Source organism: Pseudoduganella ginsengisoli (assembly GCF_009720865.1).
In the GTDB taxonomy this organism is placed as follows: Bacteria; Pseudomonadota; Gammaproteobacteria; order Burkholderiales; family Burkholderiaceae_D; genus Rugamonas; species Rugamonas ginsengisoli.
The window spans coordinates 112021-138727 of the sequence record NZ_WNLA01000019.1 but is presented as its reverse complement, the minus strand read 5'-3'; the positions used below and the strand labels follow the sequence as shown (position 1 = coordinate 138727).

Here is a 26707-nt window from a genome sequence, read left to right as displayed (position 1 = left end):
CACACCATGCAAGTATTACGTAACACCCTCATCGTGATGGCCCTGTGCGGGACCGCCCATGCTGCCACTGCCGCGACGAATGCGGCCACCCCGGCCGCCGCCGGCGCCACGGCAGCACCGGCTGCCGCCGCTGGCGCGATCCCGCCATCCAAGCAGGCATTGATCGATAAATTGCTGGACCTGTGGCACATGGAAAACGTGGGGTTGAACATGCTGCAAGTGCCGGTCAGCGACGCCGTCACGCAGGCCAAGGCCGTGCTGCAAGGCCGCGCAACGGATGCCAAGCGCGATGCCGCCATGTCGGAAGTGGTGACGGAAGCCCGCAAATTCATGGAAGACACGGTGCCGACCGTGAAAACCAGCGCGCAAAAGCTGATGCCGACCAAAGTCGCGCCGCTGCTGGCCGAGCGTTTTTCCGAAGACGAATTGAAGCAAATGATTGCGATCCTGGAATCCCCGGTCAAAGCCAAGTTTGAAGCGCTGCTGCCGGAATTGCAGAAAAGCCTGGGTGAAGCAGTGGCCGCCGATTCCGGCCCTGTCATCAATCCCAAGCTGCAAGACTTGAAACAGCGCATCGGCATGCGCCTGCGCGCAGCCGTAACGCCATGAGCGGAGGTGCCGGCATGACCTATTCATCTGCCTTGCACCTGGTGCGCGGCGTGAAGTCGCGCCTGACCCATTCCGGCGTTGCGGCGGAAGCCCTGTTTAAAATGGCCGGCCTCGATGAGGGCGACGGCCTGGCTTGCGACGCGCTGACTTTGTCCGACAAACTGTCGCATTTGTGGACCTTGCTGGTTGAACAGTCGGGCGATCCGCTGATCGGCTTGAAGGTATCGACGCCGCACCGCCTCGGCTGGCTGGGCGTCATGGGCCACATCATGCTGGTGTCGCCAACCGTGCAGAGTTCCATCGAACGGTGCCACGGCCACACCCGTGTCGGCCTGGTGCTGCCCGGCGCCAACCGCGACGTGCCGCAGCAACGCTATGATTTCGTCTGGTGCGTACTGTTGCGCAGCCTGCGCTGTGCGGCCGGCCGCGACGATGCGTCGCCCGTGCTGGTCGAATATGCGTTCCCGGAACCGGCCAATGCCGCGTTTTATGAAGAAACGTTTGGCTGCCCCGTGCATTTCAACCGTCCGCACAATGTGATGGAATTTGCCGACACGGACTTGGTGGCGGCGCTGCCGGACTACCGCAACAACGGCACCGGCGTGCTGGCCGGCCTGGCCCATGCACAGCCGCCTTCCGTGGCAGCGCGCGTACAGGGTATGCTGGCTGCCATGCTGCCGAAAGGCCCGCCGCACCGCGAAGACGTGGCAGCCCATCTGATGATGAGCGAGCGCACGCTGCAGCGCCGGCTGGCGGAAGAAGGCACCAGTTTTACCACGCTGGTCGATGAAACGCGCCGCGAGCTGGCGCGCCAGTCGCTGTCGACGGGAGAACTGTCGCTGAAGATGCTGAGTTTCCAGCTGGGCTTTTCCGAGCCCAGCGCGTTTTACCGCGCGTGCAAACGGTGGTTCGGCATGACGCCGTCCGATATCGTCAACCACGCGCCTTCGCGCAAGTCGGCCTAAACAGAAGGGGGAAGCATGAGTTGGTTCAAGCCAGACCAGAATAAGGCGCTGCTCGGTCAGCTGCTGGTGAAGCAGAAGCTGATTTCTGAAGAACAGTTGGCGCGCGCTATTGAACTGCAGCGCACGACGGGCCAGCGGCTGGGTGACATTTTCGCTGAATGGAACCTGGTGACGCACCAGCACGTTCAAGACGCCCTGCGCAAGCAGCGGCACTTGCGCCTTGCTGCGGCCATCGTGACGGCGCTGGTGGCGCCGCTGGAGTCCTATGCGGCGGCAGCCGTGCCGGCGGTGGCGGTCACGGCGCCGGTCGTGCTGCGCAGCGACAGCGGCCAGGCGTCAGGCGATGGCCCGGCGGCTGCCAATGTTGCCGCCATCGGCACGCCGCCCGCTGCGGCTCCTGCGCTGGGCGGCTTGAAGCCGATGTCGGAAGATGAGCTGAGCGACACGTCCGCGCAGGGTTTGCACGATGAACTGGTGCAGCACGTGCAAAAGCAGATGAAGGACAAGGGCCTGGACGTCATTGGCGACATGGCCAAGGTATTGAATCCCGTGCTGAGCTTCCTGGATTCCGACGTCACGATGAAAAACGTGGTCTACGATCCGACGAAGACCACGGCAACCCTCGGCAAGGACGGCACCTTGACCTTGGCGCTGCCAACGTCGATCGGTGAAATCAGGTTCGACAATATCCGCGTACACGGTTCGCAAGGCCCAAGCTTTGGCAGCATTTCCATCAAGGGTATTGATTTGACGGGTACCGTCATTTCGCTGGCGTTCAATAAACATTAATCATAGCCACGCCGGGGTGGAAGCGTGGTTACAGCTTCCACCACATTTGCTTCAGCCCCAGCACGTGCAGCAGGCCGATGCCAAATGAAATCGATGAGCTGAGCGCCCAGAACAGTGAACTGTTTTCAGGGAAGAAGAAGATCAGCGAAGGAAACGCGAGGCCGCGGAAGCAGTAAATGAAGGCAATCGCACATAACGCGAGCCGCGTGTACGGCAGCTTGCGGATCACGCCCGCGCCGGACAGCGCGTAAGCACACCACGCCGACAGCAGGGCCGCAATGGCCAGCGTCATCACAGCGGGGATCAGGCTCCCCGCCTCAGCCAGCCGCGCAATGCGCTCCCCGGCGCCAAAGAAACGGTACCAGGAAGCGCCGAATACGATGCACAGCAAGTGCAGCAACGCGGCGGCGCCGCTGCAGACGGCGCCAGCCAGGAAATAGCGGTTGTATTGCATGAAAACTCAGGGTCGTGGCAATCAAACCGCACAGCATACCGCATCAGGCTCCCATGCGCACCACCAGCGCCGCCATCCTGGCCAGGAAGTCATGCTACTTCGCCGCGCGCACCTTGCCAAACGCGTCGCCTGCCTTCCACTGCGGCATTTTCGGTGCATTCGCGACCGCTTGGCCCAGGTTCAGCGTGAACGCGGCTTGCTGCGTCATGCCGCCCAGGTCCCAGCTTGGGTCGTATTCATCGCTGACCTGGTGATAGCGCTTTGAATACGCTTCGTTCTTGGCTTTCGCGGCCGCCTGGTCGCCCAGGTAATCGCGGCCACGCTCGATGGAAAACGCCGGCACGCCGACTTTGGCAAAGCTGAAATGGTCGCTGCGGAAGTAGCCGCCTGCCAGGTCCGGCTTGGCTTCGGCAATGCGCATGTTCATGGCTTTCGCCGTGGCTTCCGCCATCTTGCCCAGTTCCGTGCGCTCGCTGCCGGCCGTGCCGATGTCGCGCGTGACGCCGGCAAAATTCAGGCTGTCGAGGTTCAGCGCCGCGGCGGTTTTATCCAGCGGCCACAGTGGCGCCGACGCATAGGCCGCGCTGCCCAGCAAACCCTGTTCTTCCGCCGCTACCCACAGGAACATCTGGCTGCGCTTGGCCGGATGGCGCACGGCTTCCTGCGCCATGGCCAGCAGCGCGGCGCTGCCCGACGCATTGTCGACAGCGCCGTTGAAGATAGTGTCGCCGCTGGTACCCTGCATGCCCAGGTGGTCCCAGTGCGCACTGTAAATCACGACTTCCTGCTTCAGTTTTGCATCCGTGCCAGGCACGATGCCTGCCACGTTGAACTGGTCAACCTTGCGCACGGCGGCTTTCATGTCGCCGCCCACTTTGGCGTTCAGCGCCACAGGCTTGAAATCCTTGCGTTCAGCGGCGGCGCGCAAGGCATCGAGATCCTGTCCGCCGGCCTTGAACAGCGCGCGGGCCGTGTCTTCCGTCATCCAGCCTTGCAATGCAGTTCCGAGTTCGCCTTGGGCCAGCTGGAAGCGCTCCACGTTATCCCAGCTGTTCTGGATCACGCTCCAGCCATACGACGCGGATGGCGTGGTATGGATCAGCAATACACCGGCCGCGCCCTGGCGCGCCGCTTCTTCGAATTTGTACGTCCAGCGGCCGTAATACGTCAGCGCCTTGCCGCCGAAACGGTCCGGCTGTTCGGCAGTCGGCTGCGGGTCGTTGACCATCATGACCAGCACTTTGCCTTTGACATCCATGCCCTTGTAGTCATTCCACCCTTCTTCGGACGCCGTAATGCCATAACCGGCGAAGACCAGCGGCGCATCGATGCTGTGCGCCGCCTGCGCATCGCCCGGCGCCCACACCCAGTCTTTGCCGAATGCAGCCTGCAATGGCGCGCCATTGGCTTCCAGGCGCAGCGAGCTTTCCTGCGGCAGCGATTTCACGCCGGCGATGTGCACGGCCTGGCGGTAGCTGTTGCCCGACGCGGGTTTCAAGCCTGCCGCCATCGCCTGGTTTTCCAGGTAAGCGACCGTCAAGTCGCCGCCCCGCTGCCCCGTACCCCGCCCTTCCAGCAAATCACTGGACAGGAACGCCAGGTGCGCGCGCAGCGGCGCTTCCTGTACCGTCAACAAGCCGGATTTCGCGCCGCCGGCTGCCTGGGCAGGATAGGCAAACGCCAGGCTGGCGGCCAACAGGGTTGCGGCAAGGGTGGGAAATTTTTTATGCATGGTGTCTCATTGATAATAAGTGGATGAGGCGCAGCCGGGGATCGCCCGGCACGGCTGGCGGGGATTGTATGCGAAGAATGCGCGGCAGCCGTTGCGCGCTGCAACATGGCCGGCACCGTTGACGGTGGCCGCTCCCGTCAGGGATACTCGCGGCATGAAGTCCGTCCGCCCATCCCGCAGCGCCAGCTATATCGGCCGCTTTGCCCCCTCTCCCACCGGCCCCCTGCATCTGGGTTCGCTGGTGGCCGCCATGGCCAGCTACCTGGACGCCAAGGCGCACCACGGCACGTGGCTGGTGCGGGTGGAAGACCTGGACCGCGACCGCAACGTGGCGGGTATCGACCGGCATATCCTCGCGTCGCTGCAGCGCTGCGGCATGCAGTGGGATGGCGAAGTTACGTGGCAGACCCAGCGCACGCATTTGTATGACGTGGCCCTGGAACAGTTGCTGGCCAAAGGCGCGGCCTATCCATGCTCATGCTCGCGCAAGGAAATCGCGGATTCGCAGTTACGGCTGGGCCAAAGCGGCGCTGGACTCGTGTATCCCGGCACGTGCCGCAACGGCCTCGCGCCCGGCAAGCCCGCCCGCGCCATGCGCTTGCGGGTGCCCGATGCACCCAACGACACATACTGCTTTGACGACCGCTGCGTCGGCGTCACATGCCAGCGCCTGGCGGCCGACGTGGGCGACTTCGTGATCCGCCGCGCGGACGGGTTCTGGGCTTACCAGCTGGCCGTGGTGGTCGATGATGCGCAACAAGGTGTCACGGATGTCGTGCGCGGGGCGGACTTGCTGGATTCCACACCGCGCCAGCTGTTCCTGCAAGATGTATTGGGCTTGCCGCATCCGGAATATCTGCACGTGCCGGTGGTGGCCAATGCGGATGGGGAAAAGCTGTCCAAGCAAACGGGCGCGCAAGCGTTTGATACGGGGGCGGATCCGGAAACGCTGGTGCAGTCGGCATTGATCCCGGCAGCGCGGTTCCTGGGGTTGGACGTACAGGCCGACAGCATCGCCGGCTTCTGGCTGGCCGCCATTCCTGCCTGGGCCGCGATGCTGACTCCGTAGGGCGGATTTGACTCGGCGTCCCCGTAAAATCCTCCCTACATCGCTCCATACCTGGCCATCACCCGCTGATAATCGTGACTCTCTTCCAGCCGCGCCGCCGCATAGCGCCGCGTGGTTTCCAACAGACGGTAGCGGCGCGCATCGGTATCACTGATCGTGGCCAGCATCGATTGCCGCAGCAAGCCCGCGAACGCATCGAGGACATCCGGCCATGCCGCCAGGCTGTCCGCCCCCAGGTGCAGCGCTTCATCCAGCGAAAAGCCGCGCCGCATTGGCGACAGCCGCCGCAATAACTGCCGCTCCTGTTCGCCCAGCAGCGCATAACTCCAGTCCAGCGCTGCTTCCATCGTGCGGTGGCGGCCAGCCTGCCCGCCTTGCAAGGACAAGCCATCGCCCAGCCGCCGCGCCAGCGCACGCACGCCCAGCACGCCCACATTGGCGGCAGCCAGTTCCAGCGCCAGCGGTATCCCATCGAGACGGCGGCAAATATCAGCGATGCCTGCTGCTTCATCATCGCCGGGGTCGCGGCCCATGCGGTCCGCGAACAAGCGCGCCGCAGGCCAGTGCATGACTTGCTCCATATCGAGCGCATCGCCGGGCGGCGCCGCCAGCGGCGGCAACTGCACCACCCACTCACCGGGCAATCCCAGCGGTTCGCAGCTGGTGGCCAGCAAGCGCAAGCCCTGCGTCCCTTCCAGCAATATATCGGCCATGTCAGCCACGTCATCGACCAGCCGCTCGCAACTGTCGAGCACCAGCAGCATGTGGTGGCTGCGCAGCGCTGCGGTAATGTCGTCCAGTGTGCGCTGGCCGGGCCGTTCCATGACCAGCGCGGCCGCCAGCGCAGGCGCCAGGCGGCTGCCGTCAGCCAGCGGCGCCAGATCCACGTAGACGACGCCCTGCCGCCATTGCCGCTGCATGTGTTCCGCCACGGCCAGCGCCACCGTGGTCTTGCCGATGCCGCCCGTCCCCGTCACGGTGACCATGCGGCGCAGCGCCAGCTCGGCAGCGAGCATGTCCACGACGGTTTCCCGCCCATGGATACGCGTGGCGCGCGGCGGTGCGCCATCTTGTTGCGGTAACCACACCATGCTGGTTGTGTAGGCTTTTTGCGTCGTCGGCATACACGCCATTATGCACCCGGTGGCGGCCCTCCTCCCCAAACGCTGCCAGCAGTAATTTATGCCGGCTGCAGTACCTTGCCGGCTTCTGTGCGCCGGGCCGGCAACAGCAGGCAAGCCAGCGATGGGATCATGATGATGGCTCCCACCATATTCCACAGGAACATGAACACCAGCAGCAAGCCCATATCGGCCTGGAACTTGATGTCGGACCACAGCCACGTCAGCACGCCCAGCGCCAGCGTGACGCCTGTCAGCGCAACCGCCACTCCCGTGGTTTTCAGCGTCTCGAAGTACGCTTCCTTCAGCGGCAAACCTTCATTGAGGAAGTGCTGCAAGCGATTGTAGATGTAAATGCCGTAGTCGACACCGATGCCGATCCCCAGCGCAATCACCGGCAGCGTCGCAACTTTGACGCCCAGTCCCAGCTTGGCCATAATGGCTTCACACAGCGCTGACGTGACATACAACGGCAGCATGATGCACAAGGTGATGCGCCAGCAGCGGAATTCCCAGAACACCAGCGCCGCGACGATGGCATACACGAGTACCAGCATGGTGATTTCCGCCTGCCTGATCACGATATTGGTGGCCGCCTCGATACCGGAGTTGCCGGCCGCCAGGATAAATTGCGCGCTCTCCGTGCTGTTTTCCCTGGCAAAGGCTTCCGATGCCTGTACCACGCGGGTCAAGGTATCGGCCTTGTGGTCGGCCAGGAACACCAGCACCGGCGTCATCGAGCAATCGTTGTTGTAAAACTCGGACGGCACGGAACGCTGTGCGGAATTCGTCACGAAACGGTTGCGCGACAGCGCCTGCCAGCGCAAGTCGCCGCCATTGACATTGGCAATCACCTTCTTCATCACGGAGAACAGCGACGTGGTCGATTCCACGCCCTGCACGTTTTCCATCTCCCACTGGAAGCGGTCGACGGCTTCCGCCACCGGATAGCTGCCGCACTCACCGGCCGGGGTCTTCACCATGACGACAAACACGTCCGGGCTGGCCGAATAATGCGACGCGATAAATGCGATGTCCTTGTTGTAGCGGGAATCCGCGCGCAATTCCGGCGCGCCCGGATCAAGGTCGCCGATCTTCAAGTCCCGGCTCATCACAAACGCCATGCCATAAATCGCCAGCGCCGCAGCGACAGCACACTTTGCGAACTTCGGTTCGGCAAAGCGGGCAACGAAACGCATCACCGTGTGCTTGTTGCGGGATTTCTTCGCCTGGTGGCGCAGGCACGCGCCAGACACACCGGTATATGACATCAGCACCGGCAACAGGAACATCTTGGTGGCGACAATCACAGCCACGCCCACGCTGGCGGAAATCGCCAATTCCTGGATCACGCCGATCTTAATCACCAATAGAGTCGAGAAACCCACCGCGTCGCACAGCAGCGCAATCGTGCCGGGAATGAACAGCTGGCGGAACGTCAGCCGCGCCGTTTCCATATTCGTGGCGCCACCCAGCTTGGCCGACGCCATCGTATTGATGTTCTGTACCGCGTGCGAGACGCCGATGGCAAACGTCAGGAACGGCACCAGGATCGAATACGGGTCAAGGCCAAAGCCCAGCATGCGCACGATGCCCAGCTGCCACACGACGGCCAGGCCGCAGCACAGCACCGTCACGGCCGTGGAACGCAGGCAGCGCGAATACCACAGCAGCACGGCAATGGTCAGCGCGACAGTAATGGCAAAGAACAGCGCAATCGCTTTCGCGCCCTCGATCAAGTCGCCCACCACCTTGGCAAAGCCCACGATGTGGATCTTGACGCCCTGGGTTTCATATTTACTGCGGATCAGGTTTTCCAGGCGCTCGGAAAACAGGCCGTAATCAAGCCGCTGGCCCGAATCCGGATCCGTTTCCAGCAGCGGCACGTGAACGATCGCCGACCTGCCATCGCTTGCCACCAGCGAACCAATGCGGCCAGAGCGCTGCACGTTGGCGCGCACTTCCGCGATTTTTTCCGGCGAACCGTCAAAGCCCTGCGGGATGATCTGGCCCGCATTCATGCCGCCTTCCGTCACTTCCATCCACAGCACGTTCGGTGTCCACAGCGATTTCAAATTGCCGCGGTCCACGCCCGGTATGTAAAACACTTCATCCGTGATTTTTTTCAGCGTGTCCAGATATTGCTTGCTGTAGATATCGCCGTTCCGCGCTTCCACAGCGATGCGGATGTTGTTACCCAGCGGGCGCAATTCATTTTCGTACCTGAAGTAATTGGCAATGTACGGGTGGTACGCCGGCACCATCTTGGCGAAGCTGGCGTCAGGCTTCAACTGCGAAGCCTGCCAGCCCATCAGGATGGATGCGGCAATAAAGAACAGCAGCACCGCCAGGCGGTGCTTAAACAAGCGTGTTTCCAGGAAGCGCTCGACTGCACTGAATTTCTGGTGGCCATGGCCTGTGCCTTGCACGCCGCCACGGCTATCGTTAAGGTCTTTCATAATTTCTCCACACGCACTCCGCCAGCTCCGGCCAGCGCCACCTTGCCGCCACCCAGCAATACCGCGCCAGCCACCGGCTCGCCGCTCCGTGGCTGGACGATGGCAAACGTCTTGCCGTGGTCCGTGCTGCGCAACAGGCGCCCATCCTGCGCCACTATCAACAGGCTGCCGTCCGGCTGGACCGAACCCGCCACCAGACTGCGCTGCACGACTTTCGGCAAGGCTTGCCACGTCGCGCCGCTGTCCGTACTGCGGAACGCATGGCCGCCAAAACCAAAGGCCACCAGTACGTCGCCGGACGCCAGCACGCCATACAAATGTCCGTTGTAGCCCGTGCCGGACACTTTCCACGACGCGCCGTTATCGGCAGAACGGTACACTTTGCCGCCCTCGCCCGCCAGCAGCAGCGTGTTGCCTGAGCCGGCGGCAATTGCGTTGAAATGCAAGCCGTCCGGATTGCCCGTGCGGGCCGCCAGCGACTCCCACGACTTGCCGCCATCGGCCGTGCGGAACAATTGGCCATAGGCCCCGGCCACAAAGCCTTCCTGCTCATTTCTGAACCACACCGCCAGCAATGGACGCGAAGGGCCGAATTTCGCGGCCGCCCCGATGTCGCCCAATGCATTCTCCGCCGCCGTCAACGCATCGGCAGCTGGCCCGCTGGCCGCGTTGCCCGCGGCCGCGCGCGCCGCATCCACGGCACGCTGTGCACCTTCCAGCATCAGCGTATTAGCCTGGCTGCCGTCGAAACGGCGCTGCCACGTGGCGCCGCCGTCGTCCGTGCTGATGACGGCGCCGTCATGGCCCACGGCCCAGCCTTTGGACGGCGTAATGAATTGCAGCGCCGTCAGCATCACGGACACGGGCACTTTGGCCTGCATCCAAGTTTTACCGCCATCATCCGAATACACGGCAATTCCACGCTCGCCGACCGCCACCAGCCGCTGGCCGGCCAGCGCCACGCCAGCCAGCAGCGATTGACGCGCGCGTGCCGATATGCGCGCGGGCGTATCGAGCGGTTCGGCACCGTGCGCGCATAGCGTGTTCACTGCCAGCGCGAGCGCAATCGCCCATTGTTTAGTCCTATGCATGTTCGCATCCCGAAAAAAAACGCTCCCCCCGGGAACTGAGGGGGAGCGCAAAGGAGACACTGCAGAGCAGTGTTGGTACCCGTTGCTACCGCGTTCAGTTCTCGCTTCTCAATTGCTTAAGCGGCGCAAGTTATCGGGCGTGAAATACGATGGCTCCAGCTTCAAGCCGAACTTGATGGGTTTTTCCTGGTTCGACAGTCCCGTCAACAGATAGCGGCGCGCCTGCAAGTCGTACTGCGCTTCATACGCGAAGTACGGCGTCGGCGCGTCGTAGTATTGGATCGCGCCGATTTCATGCACGCGCCACAGTTCACCGCGGCCGTCATAGGCATCCGCATGCGCCACTTGCCACGTATCTTCATCGATGTAGAACACCCGCTTGCCATACACGTGGCGCTTGCCGTCCTTTAACGTGGCTTCCACCACCCACACGCGGTGCGGTTCATAGCGCACCAGGTCCTGGTTGACATGGCCCGGACGCACGATGTCCGCATACTTCAAGCTCTTGCTGGTGATCTTGTAGTTGTTGTACGAGATGATCATTTCCTTCTTGCCCACCAGCTTCCAGTCATAGCGGTCCGGCGCGCCATTGAAACCATCGTAATCGTCAGTGGTGCGCAAGCCATCCGCCCCTTGGCCAGGCGAATCATAGGCAATGTCCGGCGCGCGCAGCACGCGGCGCTGGCCCGGGTTGTACGACCATGCCAGGCGGTTTTCCTTCACCTGGTCGAGCGGGTCGATCACCATGATGGCTTCGCCCGCCATGCTGGCAGGGCCGGTAATGGCGCCGGTGTAGTACAGCAGGCGGTTGGCTTCCGGCTTCGGCATCGCGTGGGCAAACGCAATGGTTTCGCTGCGAGTGACCGGCGTAAAGGCGCCGTTGGCTTGCACGGGAAATTCCGTCGAGAAGCGCTGCACGCTGCCGCCGCGGTAGCGCATCACGTGGTTCCAGATGGCTTCCACGCCGGACTTCGGCTGCGGAAACGGTACGGACGACTTCTGGATATTGACCACGCCGGAGCCGCCGGACGCCAGTTCCGCCTTGCCTGCTTCGGCCTTGATGTGTTCATACATCGACGCCGGCAGCGCCGCCGTACGATGGCTCTTGTACACATTGATCTTGTACGTCGGATAGCGTTTCAGCATTTCCATCTGGCCGGGGGCCAGCTTGTCCTTGTATTGCGCCATATTGGCGGACGTGATGGTGTACTGGACCTTGTCGTCGCCCAGCGGGTCGGCATAACCCGCCTTCGGGTCGAAACCGGCCGGCGCCCTGGTAATGCCACCCTCCCACGAGGGAATCGAGCCATCCTTGCTGGCGGCTTTTTCAGCGCCTACCGGCGTCAGGTCTTTGCCCAGGCGCTCCACGTCGGCCGGGGCCATTGCGGCATGCACTGCGCCCGGTATGGCCATGGAAGCGGCCAGCGCAGCGCACGCGGCGGCCTTCGGCAATGATGGAATATGTATCTTGCTCATGTCAGCTCTCCTCAGAAGTTGGCCCCGATGACCAGCGATGCATAGTCGCGGTCATGGAACTGGTCATATTTGGCGTGATGGTTGTAGCGGGTGTACGTGAAATCCGCGTAGTAGCGACTCATGTATTCGGCGCGCAAGCCGATGGCGGCGCTGCGCCGGTCTTTCAAGAACGTGTTGTCCGCTGAAACACCATTGACGTCATGCGACAGGAAGGCGCGCGGCTTCAACGTCACGCCTGCAAAGGCGTTCGGATACGACAATTCCGCCTGCACGCGGTAGCCCCAGGCCGACGTGGTTGCATAGCCATCCGTGCTGCAATAGCCTGCGTTGGCGTTCAAGCCTGCGCAGGCCGGCGCGCCTGTGTAGTCGCCAAAGCCATACAGGAAACCACGGCCGTAGCGCGTGCCGTTGTACGCGTTGCCGATGCCGCTCCAGCGCTGCACGCCCACTTCGCCAATCACGTTCAGAGCGTCCGCACCCGCGACTTGCGGGAATTGCCTGATGAACGACATTTGCAGCTGCGTCTTGTTCTTGCGTTCATAGCCGCCGACCTGCGTACCGTCAGCCACCGAAGAGTCGCGCGTGGCCTTGGCCATCCAGCCTTGCGGGCCCAGGCCCAGCATGGAGCCGATCAACAGGTCGGGCACGTTGATTTGCACGGGAATGTCGCGGGTGTGCACCAATTCGCCGAACAGCGAGACGCCGCCCGCCGTGGTTGATGCGGAAACGCCAAGCGCCTTGATATTTTCAATGCCGTAATTCCATGCCATACGGCCGGCGCCAATCTTGCCCAGTACGCCCAGCGATGCGGCTGCAGCAGCCGGCAGTTTTGCGGCCAGCTCCGCGATCGCGCCTGAAAAGACGGATGGCAAGTCGGACCGGGTCTTGACCACCATCAGCGCCGGTATGCGCGCATGGTAATTGGTGAAGTAAGCGCCGAAGTCCGTGCCCAGCTCATCGGAAAAGTAATGCGATGACAAGCCAAACTGCCCGCTGTTCTTTGGCGTGGTTTCCGGCGCGCGGCCCAGACGGAAGTTGATGGGTGACGTCGGCGCCAGGCCGACCGTTGCCAGCAAAGGCGCGGGCAGCTTGGCCAGCAATGGCACGCCATTGAACTGCGTGCGGTCATCGCCGATGGCGTCGCCAAACACGACGATGCCGGTCGGGCAATTCAGCGCGTCGGCAATCGACCAGTACGTGCCGCAGCCATCGAGCACCGTGCGTTTCCACTTGAACTGGTAAAACGCTTCCACCGACAGGCCATTGCCCAAGCCCAGGTTGGCCACCACTTGCGGCAGCGGGCGCAGGATTTCTTTCACTTGCGCACCCGGGCGGCGCGCCGCCGTCAAGTCAAACGCGCCCATCGCGTTCAGCCCCGGGATGAACAGGCTCTCGCCCCAGTTCACCACTTGCTGTCCGGCCTTCACTTGCAGCGGATTGCCGCCGAGGTCGAAGTTACCGAACACATAAGCGTCGCCAATCGCGGCGCCGCTGAAGGCAGACAGCTTGTCGAAGCCTTCATCGGACAAGCGCGCACCCGGCACGTAGCCATTCAGGTTGCTGCCGTGTTCCATGCCCTTGTGGCTCGTGACATAGTCGTACCAGGCATTGCCGCGTACGAACAGGCCCAGGTTATCCTGCTTCAGTTCCAGTTCGGCGGACGCTTTCGCAACCGTGGAAATCGGATCGTTTTTCTTGAAATTCAAGTTACCGTCGTCCTGGCCATTGCTTGCCGTGCCGCCGTTCGATTTGGCGATCAAATTCTTGTCCGCGCCGGCAGTCCTGACGCTGTGGCCCAGCGACATGTTGATGTTCCAGCGCCCTTCGACGCCGTTATCCAGCGTGAACGTGTCGGCATGCGCCGGCGCAGCCAGCGCCGCCACAGCTACCGCGCATGCCGCCGCCATGGTGCGCGGGCGCACATGGTGGATTACTGGTGCTTCCTGTTTCATTTCATCTCCTGTGGTTTTATCGTTATTTGCCGAGCGCGCCGTTGCCGGCGCTATGCCGCCTCGGTTTGCGGCAGGCGGTATTGCCTGAACTGTTCGCGCAGCTTGAGTTTCTGCACCTTGCCGGTCGCCGTATGCGGCAATTCGTCGACAAACACAACGTCATCCGGCATCCACCACTTGGCGACTTTGCCGTCCAGGTAAGCCAGCATGGCAGCGCGCGACAGCGATGTACCCGCTTTGCACACGACGATCAGCAGCGGGCGTTCCTGCCACTTTTCATGCGGCACGCCGATGACGGCGGCTTCCGCCACAGCCGCATGCCCCATGGCAGCGTTTTCCAGGTCGATCGAAGAAATCCATTCACCGCCGGACTTGATGACATCCTTGGCGCGGTCCGTGATTTGCAGGTAGCCGTCAGCATCGATGTTGGCAATGTCGCCAGTGTCGAAATAGCCATCGCCATCCAACAGCTGTTCGTGTTCCGCGCCAAAGTAATGCTTGAGTATCCAGGGCCCCTTGACTTTCAAATGGCCGGACGACTTGCCGTCACGCGGCAGCACCTTGCCATCTGCGTCTGTGATGCGCAGTTCCACGCCGAACGGCGCACGTCCCTGCTTTAGCAGCACTTGCATTTGCGACTCGGCATCGAGCAAATCATGCTTCGGTAGCAAACGGCACAAGGTGCCCAGCGGCGACATTTCCGTCATTCCCCACACATGCAGCACGGCAGCGCCAAACTTGTCCATGAAGGTTTCCACCATGGCGCGCGGCACGGCGGAACCGCCAATGGCGACGCGGCGCAGCTGCAATTCAGCGCGCGGGTCCAAGCCCAGCTCGTCGACGTGCTGGAACAGCATCAGCCATACGGTCGGTACGCCCAGCGCCAGCGTTACACTTTCATTTTTCAACATGCCATACACGCTGGCGCCGTCCAGTGCAGGCCCCGGCAACACCAGTTTGGCGCCGCACATGGCCCCCGCATAAGGCAAGCCCCATGCGTTGACGTGGAACATCGGCACCACCACGATGACGGTATCGTTTGACGCCAGCGCCGCACCATCGGCACTGCACATGGCCATCGAGTGCAGCACGGTGGAGCGGTGCGAATACAGCACGCCTTTCGGATTGCCCGTGGTGCCGGACGTGTAGCACAGCGAACACGCGCTGCGCTCATCGAGTTCCGGCCACTGGAAATCTTCACTGGCGCCCTCCAGCAAATCTTCGTAGCACAGCAGGCGCGGGATGTGCAGGTCATTGATGGACATAATCGTCAACCGGTCCGTCATGGCTATGAAGCCTTTGACGTTCGGCAGCAGCGGTGCAACTTTCGCGATCAACGGCGCGAACGTCATGTCAAAGAACAGGTATTCATCCTGCGCATGCTTGACGATGTATTCCACCTGTTCCGGGAACAGACGCGGATTAATCGTGTGCAGCACAGCACCCATGCCAGACACGCCGAAATACAGTTCCATGTGGCGGCAGGTATTCCATGCCAGCGTGCCAATCCGGTCGCCCTGCCTGATATGGAGCGCTGTTAATGCATTGGCCAGGCGGCGCGCACGGCGTGCCATGCCGCCATACGTGGTGCGGTGTACCGTCCCCTCAACGGTGCGCGAAATAATTTCCCCTTCCGGGTGGTTGCGCTCGGCGTGTTGCAATACGTGCGACACCACCAGCGGCTGGTCTTGCATCAATCCCAACATGGTTGACTCCTCGTCATTCAGAACAGGGCTTTCAGTGCGCCTATGGCGCGCTCGAACAGGCGGCCATAGGGTGGGCGGAAAATGCCGAACGCATTCCAGCGGGCTTGCACGAACACCGGCTTTTCCTTGGAAAACGTACGGAAACCGTGTTCGCCGTGGTAGCTGCCCATGCCGCTGGCGCCAACGCCGCCAAACGGCAGGTTTTCCTGCGCCACATGCCACAGGGCGTCATTGATGGTCACGCCGCCCGCAATGCTTTCCTTGAGCACGCGCTCGCGTTCCGCAACAGACTTGCCGAACCAGTACAGCGCCAGCGGGTGGTCGCCACGGTTGACGTATTCCAGCGCGTCATCCAGCGTGTCGTACGGAACCACCGGCAGCAACGGGCCGAAGATCTCTTCCCGCATGATTTGCATGCTGTCGTTCACATTCAATACCAGTACGGGGGCTTGCTTGAGGTGCGGACCGGCAGTGTTTTCCGGCGCGGCCAGCGGCACCACGACAGCGCCCTGTTGCCGCGCGTTGTCCAGCAAACGCGCGAGGCGCTCGCGATGGCGCTGCGACACGATGGCCGTGTAATCCGCGTTATCCATCACGCCCGGGTACATCGCTCGCGTGGCGCGCTGCATGGCTTGCACGAATGCCTGTATACGCTGGCGCGGCACCAGTGCATAGTCGGGCGCCACGCAGGTCTGGCCCGCGTTGAACAATTTGCCGAACGCGAGACGCGGCGCAGCCACGTCGAGGTCGCAGTCCGCCGCCACGATTGCAGGCGACTTGCCGCCCAGTTCCAGCGTCACCGGCGTCAGGTTGGCGGCCGCCGCTTGCGCCACGGCGCGGCCTACTTGCGTAGAGCCCGTGAAGAACAAGTGATCGAACGGCAGCGCGGAAAACGCGGCGCCCACTTCCGCGCCGCCTGTCGCCACGGCCATTTCATGCGGCGCAAACGTTTGTTCGACCAGTTCCTTCATCAACTGCGACAGGCGCGGCGTCAGTTCGCTGGGCTTGATCAAGACCGCGTTGCCCGCAGCCAGCGCGGCAGCGGCAGGGGCCATCGCCAGGTGGAACGGGTAATTCCACGGCGCGATAATGCCGACCACGCCCAGCGGCTGGCGCAGCAGGCGGCTGCGGCCTGGACGCATATGCAGCGGCGTGGCCACGCGCCGCGCTTTCATCCAGCCGCGCAAGTGGCGCATGTTGTGGCGGATGGCCGACAGCGTCGTGAAAATTTCCGCCAGCTGCATTTCATGTGCAGAACGGTGGCCAAAGTCCGCGCTGATGGCAGCCAGGATACGGTCCTGGTTTTGCGACGTCAGCGCCAGCAGGCGGCGCAAGCGGTCCATGCGAATGGCGTACTGCGGCGTGCGATCGAGTTTGCTGGCGGTGCGCAGCGCGGCAAAAGCCGTGTGCAGCAGCGCTACATCCGTATGAGAGGCGCAAGCCGTCCCCTCCGGAGTCGTACCGGTATCTCTCATGTTCATGTTGATTTACTGGGTAACTTAGGGGGTAACGATAGGGAACAGCGGATCAAACGTTTCAATGTTGCTGAACAGCGCGCCCAGCACTTTCGGATCGCCTGCCACTTTCAATTCGCCCGACTGCATCAATTGCGGCAGCGTCGCCTGCTTCAACAGCAATTTGAACAGCGTGGCCTGCGCCAGCTCCAGCGATACGTCCGGCTGCTTCAATTCGCGGCCCTTCGTGTTATGCAGCACGGAGTTCGACAATTCCAGCGCGTAGCGGTCGCCGTTGTCGGTGAAGCGCACGTTGATCCCCACAGACAAGCCGTCCGCTTTCTCGTGGTTCAGGCGTACTGCCAGGAAGTCGAACAGCATTTCCATCGGCAGTGCGCGCACCAGGTCAGGGCTTTGCGTGGACAGGGCAAATTTCTTGTCGGCGCCGTTGCGCAGCTCTTGCGCTGCCGTCAGGTATGCATTGCGCCAGATGCCCGATTCGGCCTGATAGCCCAATTGTTCCAAGGATGCGGCCTGCTGCTCGCGGCCGGCCTTGTTGTCCGGTTCGGCGAACACCAGGTAATTGCCGATTTCCACGGCCCAGCGGTATTCGCCTTTCGCATGCGCGTCTTTCATCTTGGCCAATACGGCTGCGCCGCCGCCCAGCGCCGCCACGTAACGCCTGGCGCTTTCCACGCGCGGCAGCGGATTCAGGGTCGCCGGATTGCCATCGTAGAAGCCCAGGTAAAAGTTGTAGACGCCGCGCAGGTTGTGGCTCAACGTGCCGTAATAGCCGCGCGTGGAAAAGTCGTTGCGCAACGCTTTCGGGTAATAGCTGGCATTGGCCAGGTCATCCATCGTCATGCCGCTGTTGGCCAGGCGCAGCGCTTCGTCGTGCAGGAAGCGGTACATGTCGCGCTGGTTGACGATGTGGCCGCGCACGCGGTCCTTGCCCCACACGGGCCAGTGGTGGCTGCGGAATCCCACTTCAGCATCCGGGAACGCATCGAGCAGCTGGTTGATGTATTTGCTCCAGCCCAGCGCATCGCGCACCTTGGCGCCGCGCAGCGTATAAATGTTGTGCATGTTCTGGTTCAGCACTTCCGCGAAGCACAGGGCTTTCAAGTCCGGCAGGTAGAACATGAATTCCGATGGCGCTTCGGAACCGTTCGCCATCTGGAACACCATGCGCACTCCATCGACCGTCAATTCCTGCCCGGATTGGCTGACCACTTCATTCGGCGCAATCAAGCTGTAATTGCCGGTGGATCCAGTCTTGCCCAGGCCCGTGCCGACAGTGCCCTGGCGGTTCCATGGCAAGGTAATGCCGAACTGGTACAGCGCGCGGCGCGACATGGCATTACCTGCCAGGACGTTTTCCGCCACCGCCGATTCCATGAACCCTTCCGGAACAATGACGCGGATCTTGCCGGAGCGGACGTCCGCCTCTTCCACAATGCCGCGGATGCCGCCAAAGTGGTCCACGTGGCCATGCGTGTAAATGACGGCGGTAACCGGGCGGCGGCCCAGCGTTTGCTGTGCGAATTCCAGCGTGGCGCGCGCCATTTCAACGGAAGTCAGCGGATCGACGACGATCCAGCCTTGTTTACCCGCAATCAGGGTCATGTTGGAAATGTCGTAGCCGCGGACCTGGTAAATGCCATCCATGACTTTGAATAAGCCATGCTGGTTGTTCAGCTTTTCCTGGCGCCACAGGCTCGGATTGACCGTATCGGGAGCATCGCCGTCAATGAAATCGAAGCGCGCACCGTCCCATGCATTCTTGCCGCCGCCATCGGCCTTGATCAGCCGCTCCGGCAAGGTGGCGATCAAGCCGCGCCGCGCATCCTGGAAATCCTGCTGGTCAGACAGCGGCAGCGCCGCGCCAAAGGCTTTATTGGCTTGCGCCGTGTGGCTGCTGGCTGGCAGCGGCGCGCTGGCGGCGCCCGCGTTGGCGAAAACCAGGGCGGCCGCCACCGCCAGCGCATCGCGCCGGTATGAAATCTTGTTCATGTATTTCTCCTCAGATGACGGCTGCCGCCGCCTGTTGTTCGCGGGCCTCTGCCAGCACCATTTGGGCTGCCTTTTCGCCAATCATGATGGTCGGGGCATTGGTATTGCCGCCGATAAGGGTGGGCATGATGGAAGCATCGGCCACGCGCAGGTTGTCAAAGCCATGCACGCGCAGGCGTTCATCCACCACGGCCAGCGGGTCGCTGGCGGGTCCCATCTTGCAGGTGCCGACCGGGTGGTACTGCGTGTCGGCGCGGTTGCGGATATCTTGCATCAGCGCCGCATCGTCTCCCGCCGGCACCGGGTACAGCATGTCGCCGCGGATACCGTCGAACTGCGGCTGCTCGAAAATGCGCTGCTGCATTTTCGCGCCCTTCAGCAACAGGGCTGCATCGCGCTCATCCGCCAGGAAGGCCGGGTCGATGCGAGGCGCGTCGCGCACGTCGCTGCTGGCAAGCGTGACCGTGCCACGGCTGTACGGGCGCAGCACGTCTACATGGCACGAGAAGCCATGGCCCCGGTGCACCTTGCGGGCATGGTCGTCGACCAGCGCCAGCGCAAACACCAGCTGCAAGTCCGGCGCCGGCAAGCCCGGCCTGGAACTCATGAAAGCGCCAGCTTCCGCATACGTGGATGTCACGGGACCACTGCGCCGGCGGCGCCATTCCAGCATCCCTTTCGCCATGTACGCGGCGCCGCGCATGGACAAGCCAAACGTGCGGTTATCGCTGGGCACGCGCCAGCTTTGCACGTAGTCGATATGGTCTTGCAAATTCTGCCCGACGCCCGGCAAGTCGTGTACGACAGGGATACCGTGCGCCTGCAATTCCGCGCGGGGACCGATACCGGACAACATCAGCAGTTGTGGCGAGCCAAACGCACCGCCGGCAATCACGACTTCGCGGCGCGCCTTCACGGTGCATAGTTGCGCGCCCTGGAAATACGCGATACCGGCTGCGCGGCGCCCTTCCAGCAAGATGCGCGACGACACGGCGTGCGTCACGATGTGCAGGTTGGCGCGCTGCCTGTTCGGCGCCAGGTAAGCCTTGGCAGCGCTGCAACGCTCGCCATTTTTGTGCGTGACCTGGTACAGGAACGCCCCCTGTTGCTGCGCGCCGTTATAGTCTTCAATGGTGGGCAAGCCACAGGCTGCGGCGGCTTCCAGGAACATCTGGTTGACGGGGCTGCCGTGGCGGGGATACGTGACGTTCAACGGCCCTCCCTGGCCATGGTACGCGTCACGGATCTGTTCATTGTTTTCGCTGCGCTTGAAAAACGGCAGGACATCGTCGTAAGACCAGCCACGGTTGCCCAGCGACGCCCAGTGGTCATAATCCCAGCGGTGGCCCCGCACATACAGCATGGCGTTGATCGAACTGCTGCCGCCCAGCGTCTTGCCGCGCGGCTGGTAGCCGATGCGGCCATTCAAGCCTGGCTGCGGCACCGTGTGGTAGCAATAATTGTTGAGGGGACGCGGCACCAAAGCCACCACGCCGGCCGGCGCATGAATCAATACGCTTTTATCCGGGCCACCGGCTTCCAGCAGGCAGACCGTTACCGACGCATCTTCTGACAACCGTGCGGCCAGCGTTGCACCGGCCGAACCGCCCCCTACCACTACATAGTCGAATTCCTGCATGTTCTCCTGGCCTTCCTTTTTGAGGTACCGTCATGTCATCGCGGTACTTGAAGGAAAGTATAGGGAGCGAGTTTTTAACCGTAAATTGCATTATATTTATCCGTATGATCCAAATTTTGCATCACTGAGGACACAATGGACTTCAAGCGGATACGCCACGCGCTGGCCGTCGCAGAGGAAAAAAGCTTTGCCAGGGCTGCCGATAAAGTGAACCTGAGCCAGCCCGCGCTGAGCCGCAGCATCCAGACCCTGGAAGAAGAACTGGGCGTGCTGTTGTTCGACCGCGACAACCGCAATGTGGCCGTCACCAGCGTGGGCGCCGTGTTTTTAGCGCGCGCCAGGAAACTGGCTTATGAAATGCGGGGGCTGGAGCGCGACATGGCCCTGCTGCGCAGCGGCGACGGCGGCACCGTGGCGTTTGGCGCCGGGCCCCTGTTGATGGCCGGCGTCATCCCGCCGCTGACGGATTTGCTGCGTGAACGCCATCCCGGACTGCGCATTTCCATCGCCACCAATAACTGGCGCCAGCTGCAGGCGCAGTTGCGCGGCGAACAGCTGGAATTCTTTATCTCGGACACACACGACATTGAGCCTGCGCCGGACCTCACCATTACTCCCCTGTTCCGCCAATATGGCTGCCTGCTGGTGCGCGCCGGCCATCCGCTGTTAAATCGGCCGTTGCGCATCGAGGATTTGCTTGATTACGGCCTGGCCAGCGTCACGCTGCCGGACCGCGTCAAACCACTGGTGCACAAAATCTGCGGCATCGCGCAAGATGCGGCGCTGCCGATTTCCCTGCAGTGCGACCAGGTCCCGCTGCTGATCCATGCCACGATCAACAGCGACCTGGTATTGCTGTCGACCGAGGCCGCGTGCCAGGAAGCGCTAGCAGCCGGCCAACTGGTGTTGCTGGACGTCCCCGGCCTGGCCGGCGTGGCGACGGAAGTGGGCGTCGTGCAGCTGTATGGCCGCACCATGTCGCCCGGCGCAGCCATTACCATTGAAACGCTGAGGGAAGTGGCGGCGAATACCGTTGCCACGATTGCCGCCAGCCACTGATTCGTCATTTGCGCCAGGGCGTTTTCGTATAATAGCCACATGACCGACACCGCTGCTCCCCGCTTCCATCCCCAGGGCTTGATCCCCACCGCCGAACAATCCGCCATCCAATTGGCGCAAAACCGCATTTCGCTGGTGGCCGCCAATGCCGGCGCGGCAAAAACCACGACGCTGGCCCTGCGCATCGGCGAAGCGCTGGCGCGCCGCCTGCCGCCGGAACAGGTGCTGGCGTTGACGTTCACACCGGAAGCGCGCGACGTGCTGCGCCAGCGCTTGCTCGACATCGGCATTCCTTATAGCCTCGCCACCGCCGTGCGGGTCGCCACTTTTGAAGATTTCGCGCAGCAGGCGCTGGCTGAACTGGAACATGGCGACACGCCCCGCCTGCACCATTTGCGCGACATGAAACCGTGGCTGCTGGAGGCGCTGCGCCGCGTCGGCGAGCGCTATCTGGGCAAGGTGGAATACCTGGATATCCGCACGCACAACATCGCGCTGTCGCAAGCCATCGATGCGCAACTGGCGCTGAAAGCCACCATGCTGCTCGACAGCGTCGATGTCGAATACGTGGGCGTCGAAGAAGCTGCGGAAATCCTGAAAACCCCGCTGGCCGACTACCTGGCCGCGCTTGAATATGAAACCTTGCGCAGCGACAGCGACGGCAGCGCACAATTCCGCGGCCCGTACGACGCCACCTATGACCTGGCGAAATTGCTGGCGCAGTCGCCGGACGCCGCGCACGAATTGCCCCGCTACCGCGTGGTCGTATGCGACGAATTGCACGATTTGAATGAAGCGGGCTACCGCATCCTGTCCGCCCTGCTGGCGCAGCCTGAATGCTGGTTCGTCGGCGCGGGCGACAAAGACCAGGTGATCCACTCGAAGCTGGGCGCCAGCGGCGAATTCATGGAAAGCCGCTTTGCACGCGACTTTGGCAATACCCGGCAATACCCGCTGACCATCACATGGCGCCACGGCCCGCACCTGGCGCTGGCGATGGCGGAATTCAAGGCCAAGGCCGTGCAATCGGGCTTGCCGCTGCATACGGAAATCCGCCAGGCGCAATATGCCGACGCCACCCAGTGCGGCGAGAAAATCGTGGCGGCCATCAAGGCATGGAAAAAAGATGGCTACCCGATCGATGGCTGCACAGTGCTGCTGCGCGACCGCCACCAGGCCATCGCCGTGGAGCAGGCGCTGATGCATGCAAAAATCGGCTACCGCACGCCGCCGATGGCCGGCTATTTGCAGCGTGATGAAATCCTGTTCTTGCGCGGCATGATGGCGATCGCGTTGAAAGACCTGGCGGCTGTGAAATCGCAGGACGTGCGCATGGCTATCGTGGAAGCGCTGGCGGTGTTTGGCGAAGCCGGACATTCGCACGAACAGCTGGAACAGGCCAAGCGCGACATCGCCAAGCACCCGCAATTGCTGGACGGTTTTTATGGACGCTACCTGGACAGCGGCCACGCCAGCCCGATCAAGGCCGCCATCGATTGCGCCGCCGCATTCGGACCGGATTCTCCCGCCCATGAAGTGCTGCGCGCCGTGTGCGACGCAATGCACCTGGAACTGGCCGCTCGCCGCATTTTCGTACGCCCGCATGATGCGCAAGCCGTAGCGAAATCCATTTCGGGATTCCTGGCTGCCGCCGAGCGTTCCAACCTGACGCTGGCCGGGTTCTGGCAAGAACTCAATGCGGCGGAAGCCTTTGCGGGCCGCAAGCGCGAAAAAGATGTGGTGACGATTGACTATGCCGTCAACGCGAAAGGCAAGGAATACGAACACGTGATCCTGCCCTTCATGGAAGCGGGCGAATTCCCTGCCGCGCTGGCCGACGGGCGCGAGGAAGACAACCTGTTTTATGTGGCCGCCACGCGCGCAAAAATGCGCCTGACCTTGCTGGCGCCGGAAGAAGCGGAACGCCGCAGCCCTTATCTGGCAAGGCTGCGTTTGAACGCGATCGGCGCGGCGGCGGAACAGGCAATCGCCCGCAATGAAGCGGCGGCGCAGGAACAAATGCCGGCCCGCCATTACCTCAGCGCGACCATCCACGAAGCGCAGCAAGTCAAGGCGCTGGGCGCGAAGTTCGACTGGCCGCGCAAGGCGTGGTATGTGGAGCCGGGCATGGACCTGGAACCGTTCCGCCGCTGGCTGCGGCACTGACAACCGGTTGCGCACCACTTGCAAGAAGTTATCTACAAGACAATGTGATCATAATCACATTTAAATTGCGGCGACACTCTTAGGATTGCACATCTTTTTTACAGGCATGCGCTGACTGGCGTGCCTGCTGCAACCCTTGAGTGAGACACGCATGAAACCTACCGCCAACGACATCCAGCAACTGTACATCGCGTACTTCAACCGCCCCGCCGATCCGGACGGTCTGCGCTACTGGACCGGCATCGATGCCACGCAAGACAGCATCGCCGCAGCATTCGCCACGGCGCATGAATTCAATGCCCGTTATGCCAACATGAGCAACCGGGACATGGTCAAAGCCCTGTACCACAACCTGTTCGGCCGCGCGGGCGAGACGGGCGGCGTCGATTACTGGAGCAGCGTGCTCGATAACGGTTCGCTCAAGCGTGACAACGTAGCGCTGGCCATGGTGCACGGCGCGCAGGGCGAAGACGCCGTGGCGCTGGCCAATAAAGTCTCGTTCGCGCAAGACTTGACGGCGAAAATTCCCGTCATCCAGCCGTATGTGACTGACAGCGGCATCGCCGCCATCACCGGCATGTGGCTGGACCAAGTCACGGATACCGCGTCGCTGCAAATTGCCCGTACCGCACTGACGGAATACGTGGCGCACCCGGGCGCCGTCACCACAATGATCAGCGGCCAGGCGCAAGGCGTGGGCTACCTGCGCGACGCCACGGTCTTCGTTGACAGCAATGGCAACGGCCTGCTCGATCGCGGCGAACAGTCCACCAAAACGGATGCCAACGGCCACTTCTTGCTCGCATCGTCGCAATCGTCAGACTTCCCTCTGCCACAGGCTTCCTGGCAACAGCACGTACTGGTGACAGGCGGCTACGACCTAGCCACCGAGCGCGCCCACAACGGCACGCTGTCGCTGACCGTGGACCTGCAGCATACGGGCAGCACTCCGGCCAACACGCTGGTGCGCGCCAATGCAAGCGCCATGACGACGTTGCGCGACGCAATGGTGCGCACCGGTGTGGCGGCGGACGCCGTGGATGCCGCGCTGTCCACCGCGTTCGGCGTGAAGGTCAATGCTGCCGCGGACAGCATGAACGCGGCACTGGATGCGGAACCGGCTGCGCGCGCCGCCGCGCTGCAGGGCTACGCCTACAACGCGGAAATCGATGGCATTGCCGAAGTGGTGGCGCGCACGTTGCAGATGCTGAGCGCGCGCATGCCGGACCATGGCTCGGGCTATGTTGCGCCAAAATTGTCGCTGGACGTGGCAATGCGGGCCGCGTACGAAGGCATGGCATCCGTACTGGTCCAGCTGAAAGGCAGCGCACCACTGGACAGTGGCGCCACGCTGCTGCAAGTGCTGACCACCGCTGCCACCCTGCCGCACCTGGCCGATGGCACGGTGCTGGACGGCACGGCAGCCAAATCACTGGCTGCACTCAGCACGGCAACGCTGGACGCGTTCAAGCAAATGATGGGCGCCGCCATCCCGCAGGCGCGTGCAGACATCAGCAATACCAGCGATCCGTGGACCGTGTTTGCGCACGCCGCGCAGGCACGCGCCGCGCTGGATGACCTGGCTGATACGCTGCCGCGCGCCATGGCGGAAAACAAGGCCGCCTCGCTGCTGCCGCAATGGACCGATGCCGCGGTCAAGGAACGCATCACCGCCAAGGATGTCGGCGACCTCGATCCGTACAGCCATAACGATACCGCGGCCACCGCGAAAGCCAATGGTGCGCCGCCGGCAATGAGCAAGCTGGCTGTCGAACAAGCGTACGTGGCGATACTGAACCGTCCCGCCGAGCCGGATGCACTGCAAAAATGGATGGCCAAGGGTGACGCCGCCGCGCTGGCCACCGAACTGCGCGCGCTGCCGGAATGGCATGGCAAAGGCAGCGACGCGGAGGCCGTCAATGCACTGTATCTGAACTTGTTCGGACGTTCAGCCGAGGTGGCGGGACTGACCTACTGGACCAGTGTGCTGCACGACAAGAAGATCGACCTTGCCACGCTGACGCAATACCTTGTCAACAGCGCCAGCGGCAGCGACGCCATAGCGGCACGCGACAAGATCGCCGGTGCGCTGGAATTTACGTCGGCCCTGTCGGCGCCGGACCTGGCCGATGCTTACCACGCGAATCCGACAGCGGGCAACGTGTGGATGACGGGGATCGTGGACGACGCTACGCTGAAAAATGCGCTCGACCTGCTGCCGGACTTCCTGCTTGGCGGCGGCCCTGTCGTCATCACCGGCGTGCAGCAACCCTTGCCGCTATAAAGTCCTGTCAGCGGAACGTGATGGCCTTGTTCAGCCGTTCAATGACGCTATCCGGCACACTCTTGCCGCACATGATGTGGCGTTCCGCGCCGTGCGGCAAGCCCTTGGGCCGCAGCAGCCGCAGGCCGGCGCCGCGGCCATTTTGCGGCCCGCTTGCTCCTGGGCGGCGCGACATCGCGTATTGCCCCTCTTCCTCGGACACAAACATGAAGTCCACCGCGCCGCCACTGACGGATTGCAGCAACTGGTCCGTGCTCCCGGCCGAGACCGCCACCGTGGCTTTGCCGCGCACGATCATCGCGTCAATGTCGGGGCCATAAGAATAATTCTCTTTGACGAGAATGCGCGTCTCCGGGTTTTGCAGCAATTGTTCCAGGGTGGCGCCTTCCGGCATCGTGTAGCCCGCATTGGCCAGCAGGATCCAATTCTTGTCGCGGTAAATCGGCTTGGTGAACCGGGCGAAACGTTCCCGCTCGGCGTTGCGGAACCAGCCCACCGCGCAACTGGGCTGCTGCGGATCCTTGACCATGGCCAGCTGGCGGTTGGTGGGCGCCATCATCCAGGTGACGGCAATGCCGGCGTCGCGGAAGGCATTGGCGGCGGGCGTTCCCGTCAGCCCGGTGGGCGCGCCATCCGATCCCGGTGACAAATACGGGGGGCGATCATGAT

Annotated in this window: 19 protein-coding genes; 7 read left to right on the top strand and 12 right to left on the bottom strand. The window is 62.5% G+C overall.

Translation table 11 applies throughout. The annotated features are described in order from the left end of the window. The first annotated feature begins 6 nt into the window (after window positions 1-6). From GM668_RS23355 to GM668_RS23345, 3 genes are read left to right on the top strand one after another with little or no spacing between them, the layout of a single operon-like run. Window positions 7-609 (top strand): DUF2059 domain-containing protein, encoded by a 603-nt coding sequence (locus GM668_RS23355; protein WP_229499778.1) that lies wholly within the window; start codon window positions 7-9, stop codon window positions 607-609. 14 nt (window positions 610-623) lie between these two features. Continuing rightward, a complete protein-coding gene (locus tag GM668_RS23350; RefSeq protein ID WP_155441367.1) occupies window positions 624-1574 on the top strand; it encodes an AraC family transcriptional regulator in 951 nt (316 codons plus the stop codon). A gap of 15 nt (window positions 1575-1589) precedes the next feature. Then, window positions 1590-2363, top strand: coding sequence for a cyclic di-GMP-binding domain-containing protein, MshE-related (locus tag GM668_RS23345; RefSeq protein WP_155441366.1), 774 nt, complete (start codon window positions 1590-1592; stop codon window positions 2361-2363). Window positions 2364-2391: 28 nt separating this feature from the next. On the opposite strand, the gene GM668_RS23340 is transcribed toward GM668_RS23345, so the two are convergent. Together GM668_RS23340 and GM668_RS23335 are read right to left on the bottom strand one after the other, a co-directional pair. Further along, window positions 2392-2817 carry a hypothetical protein gene (locus tag GM668_RS23340; protein ID WP_155441365.1) on the bottom strand — a complete coding sequence of 142 codons (426 nt, stop codon included), beginning with the start codon at window positions 2815-2817 and terminating at the stop codon, window positions 2392-2394. 94 nt (window positions 2818-2911) lie between these two features. Continuing rightward, entirely contained in the window at window positions 2912-4549 is a 1638-nt protein-coding gene (locus GM668_RS23335) for a M28 family peptidase (protein WP_155441364.1), read from the bottom strand. 154 nt (window positions 4550-4703) lie between these two features. Here GM668_RS23335 and gluQRS point away from each other — a divergent pair, with 154 nt between their 5' ends. Next, complete coding sequence (gene gluQRS / locus GM668_RS23330) at window positions 4704-5618, top strand: tRNA glutamyl-Q(34) synthetase GluQRS (RefSeq protein ID WP_155441363.1); 915 nt, start codon at window positions 4704-4706, stop codon at window positions 5616-5618. Window positions 5619-5653: 35 nt separating this feature from the next. On the opposite strand, the gene GM668_RS23325 is transcribed toward gluQRS, so the two are convergent. From GM668_RS23325 to GM668_RS23285, 9 genes are all read right to left on the bottom strand, one after another. Then, window positions 5654-6742 carry an ATP-binding protein gene (locus GM668_RS23325; protein ID WP_170305782.1) on the bottom strand — a complete coding sequence of 363 codons (1089 nt, stop codon included), beginning with the start codon at window positions 6740-6742 and terminating at the stop codon, window positions 5654-5656. Between the two features lie 56 nt (window positions 6743-6798). Then, entirely contained in the window at window positions 6799-9198 is a 2400-nt protein-coding gene (locus tag GM668_RS23320; RefSeq protein WP_155441361.1) for an efflux RND transporter permease subunit, read from the bottom strand. Next, window positions 9195-10289, bottom strand: a complete 1095-nt coding sequence (locus GM668_RS23315) for a WD40/YVTN/BNR-like repeat-containing protein (RefSeq protein WP_155441360.1) — start codon at window positions 10287-10289, stop codon at window positions 9195-9197. The genes GM668_RS23320 and GM668_RS23315 overlap by 4 nt, the downstream gene beginning before the upstream one ends. A gap of 108 nt (window positions 10290-10397) precedes the next feature. Then, window positions 10398-11765 (bottom strand): DUF1329 domain-containing protein, encoded by a 1368-nt coding sequence (locus tag GM668_RS23310; protein WP_155441359.1) that lies wholly within the window; start codon window positions 11763-11765, stop codon window positions 10398-10400. 11 nt (window positions 11766-11776) lie between these two features. Continuing rightward, window positions 11777-13717, bottom strand: coding sequence for a DUF1302 domain-containing protein (locus GM668_RS23305; protein ID WP_155441358.1), 1941 nt, complete (start codon window positions 13715-13717; stop codon window positions 11777-11779). Window positions 13718-13767: 50 nt separating this feature from the next. Continuing rightward, the gene (locus GM668_RS23300) at window positions 13768-15423 is read right to left on the bottom strand and encodes a 3-(methylthio)propionyl-CoA ligase (RefSeq protein WP_155441357.1); all 1656 of its coding nucleotides are present in this window, start codon (window positions 15421-15423) and stop codon (window positions 13768-13770) included. Window positions 15424-15440: 17 nt separating this feature from the next. Then, window positions 15441-16898 (bottom strand): coniferyl aldehyde dehydrogenase, encoded by a 1458-nt coding sequence (locus GM668_RS23295; protein WP_155441389.1) that lies wholly within the window; start codon window positions 16896-16898, stop codon window positions 15441-15443. A 24-nt stretch (window positions 16899-16922) separates the two neighbouring features. After that, window positions 16923-18890: an alkyl/aryl-sulfatase gene (locus GM668_RS23290; protein ID WP_155441356.1), complete on the bottom strand. Its 1968-nt coding sequence runs from the start codon at window positions 18888-18890 to the stop codon at window positions 16923-16925. 10 nt (window positions 18891-18900) lie between these two features. Next, on the bottom strand, window positions 18901-20529 hold the full coding sequence (locus tag GM668_RS23285) for a GMC family oxidoreductase (protein WP_155441355.1): 1629 nt from the start codon (window positions 20527-20529) through the stop codon (window positions 18901-18903). Between the two features lie 135 nt (window positions 20530-20664). Between GM668_RS23285 and GM668_RS23280 the strand changes: the two genes are divergently transcribed. From GM668_RS23280 to GM668_RS23270, 3 genes are all read left to right on the top strand, one after another. Continuing rightward, on the top strand, window positions 20665-21588 hold the full coding sequence (locus GM668_RS23280) for a LysR family transcriptional regulator (RefSeq protein ID WP_155441354.1): 924 nt from the start codon (window positions 20665-20667) through the stop codon (window positions 21586-21588). Window positions 21589-21627: 39 nt separating this feature from the next. Continuing rightward, the gene (locus GM668_RS23275) at window positions 21628-23754 is read left to right on the top strand and encodes a UvrD-helicase domain-containing protein (RefSeq protein WP_155441353.1); all 2127 of its coding nucleotides are present in this window, start codon (window positions 21628-21630) and stop codon (window positions 23752-23754) included. Between the two features lie 151 nt (window positions 23755-23905). After that, window positions 23906-26038: a DUF4214 domain-containing protein gene (locus tag GM668_RS23270; RefSeq protein WP_155441352.1), complete on the top strand. Its 2133-nt coding sequence runs from the start codon at window positions 23906-23908 to the stop codon at window positions 26036-26038. A gap of 7 nt (window positions 26039-26045) precedes the next feature. Here the strand turns inward: GM668_RS23270 and GM668_RS23265 are convergent, their stop codons facing one another. Beyond that, window positions 26046-26687: a transporter substrate-binding domain-containing protein gene (locus GM668_RS23265; protein WP_229499774.1), complete on the bottom strand. Its 642-nt coding sequence runs from the start codon at window positions 26685-26687 to the stop codon at window positions 26046-26048. Window positions 26688-26707 lie beyond the last annotated feature (20 nt).

Bases quoted from the DNA above. Each gene is read 5' to 3' on its own strand.
- GM668_RS23275 (WP_155441353.1), top strand. From the start codon at position 21,628: ATGACCGACACCGCTGCTCCCCGCTTCCATCCCCAGGGCTTGATCCCC.
- GM668_RS23345 (WP_155441366.1), top strand. From the start codon at position 1,590: ATGAGTTGGTTCAAGCCAGACCAGAATAAGGCGCTGCTCGGTCAGCTG.
- GM668_RS23350 (WP_155441367.1), top strand. From the start codon at position 624: ATGACCTATTCATCTGCCTTGCACCTGGTGCGCGGCGTGAAGTCGCGC.
- GM668_RS23270 (WP_155441352.1), top strand. From the start codon at position 23,906: ATGAAACCTACCGCCAACGACATCCAGCAACTGTACATCGCGTACTTC.
- GM668_RS23300 (WP_155441357.1), bottom strand. From the start codon at position 15,423: ATGTTGGGATTGATGCAAGACCAGCCGCTGGTGGTGTCGCACGTATTG.
- GM668_RS23310 (WP_155441359.1), bottom strand. From the start codon at position 11,765: ATGAGCAAGATACATATTCCATCATTGCCGAAGGCCGCCGCGTGCGCT.
- GM668_RS23355 (WP_229499778.1), top strand. From the start codon at position 7: ATGCAAGTATTACGTAACACCCTCATCGTGATGGCCCTGTGCGGGACC.
- GM668_RS23325 (WP_170305782.1), bottom strand. From the start codon at position 6,742: ATGCCGACGACGCAAAAAGCCTACACAACCAGCATGGTGTGGTTACCG.
- GM668_RS23290 (WP_155441356.1), bottom strand. From the start codon at position 18,890: ATGAACAAGATTTCATACCGGCGCGATGCGCTGGCGGTGGCGGCCGCC.
- GM668_RS23335 (WP_155441364.1), bottom strand. From the start codon at position 4,549: ATGCATAAAAAATTTCCCACCCTTGCCGCAACCCTGTTGGCCGCCAGC.
- GM668_RS23340 (WP_155441365.1), bottom strand. From the start codon at position 2,817: ATGCAATACAACCGCTATTTCCTGGCTGGCGCCGTCTGCAGCGGCGCC.
- GM668_RS23305 (WP_155441358.1), bottom strand. From the start codon at position 13,717: ATGAAACAGGAAGCACCAGTAATCCACCATGTGCGCCCGCGCACCATG.
- GM668_RS23285 (WP_155441355.1), bottom strand. From the start codon at position 20,529: ATGCAGGAATTCGACTATGTAGTGGTAGGGGGCGGTTCGGCCGGTGCA.
- GM668_RS23295 (WP_155441389.1), bottom strand. From the start codon at position 16,898: ATGAGAGATACCGGTACGACTCCGGAGGGGACGGCTTGCGCCTCTCAT.
- GM668_RS23320 (WP_155441361.1), bottom strand. From the start codon at position 9,198: ATGAAAGACCTTAACGATAGCCGTGGCGGCGTGCAAGGCACAGGCCAT.
- GM668_RS23315 (WP_155441360.1), bottom strand. From the start codon at position 10,289: ATGCATAGGACTAAACAATGGGCGATTGCGCTCGCGCTGGCAGTGAAC.
- gluQRS (WP_155441363.1), top strand. From the start codon at position 4,704: ATGAAGTCCGTCCGCCCATCCCGCAGCGCCAGCTATATCGGCCGCTTT.
- GM668_RS23280 (WP_155441354.1), top strand. From the start codon at position 20,665: ATGGACTTCAAGCGGATACGCCACGCGCTGGCCGTCGCAGAGGAAAAA.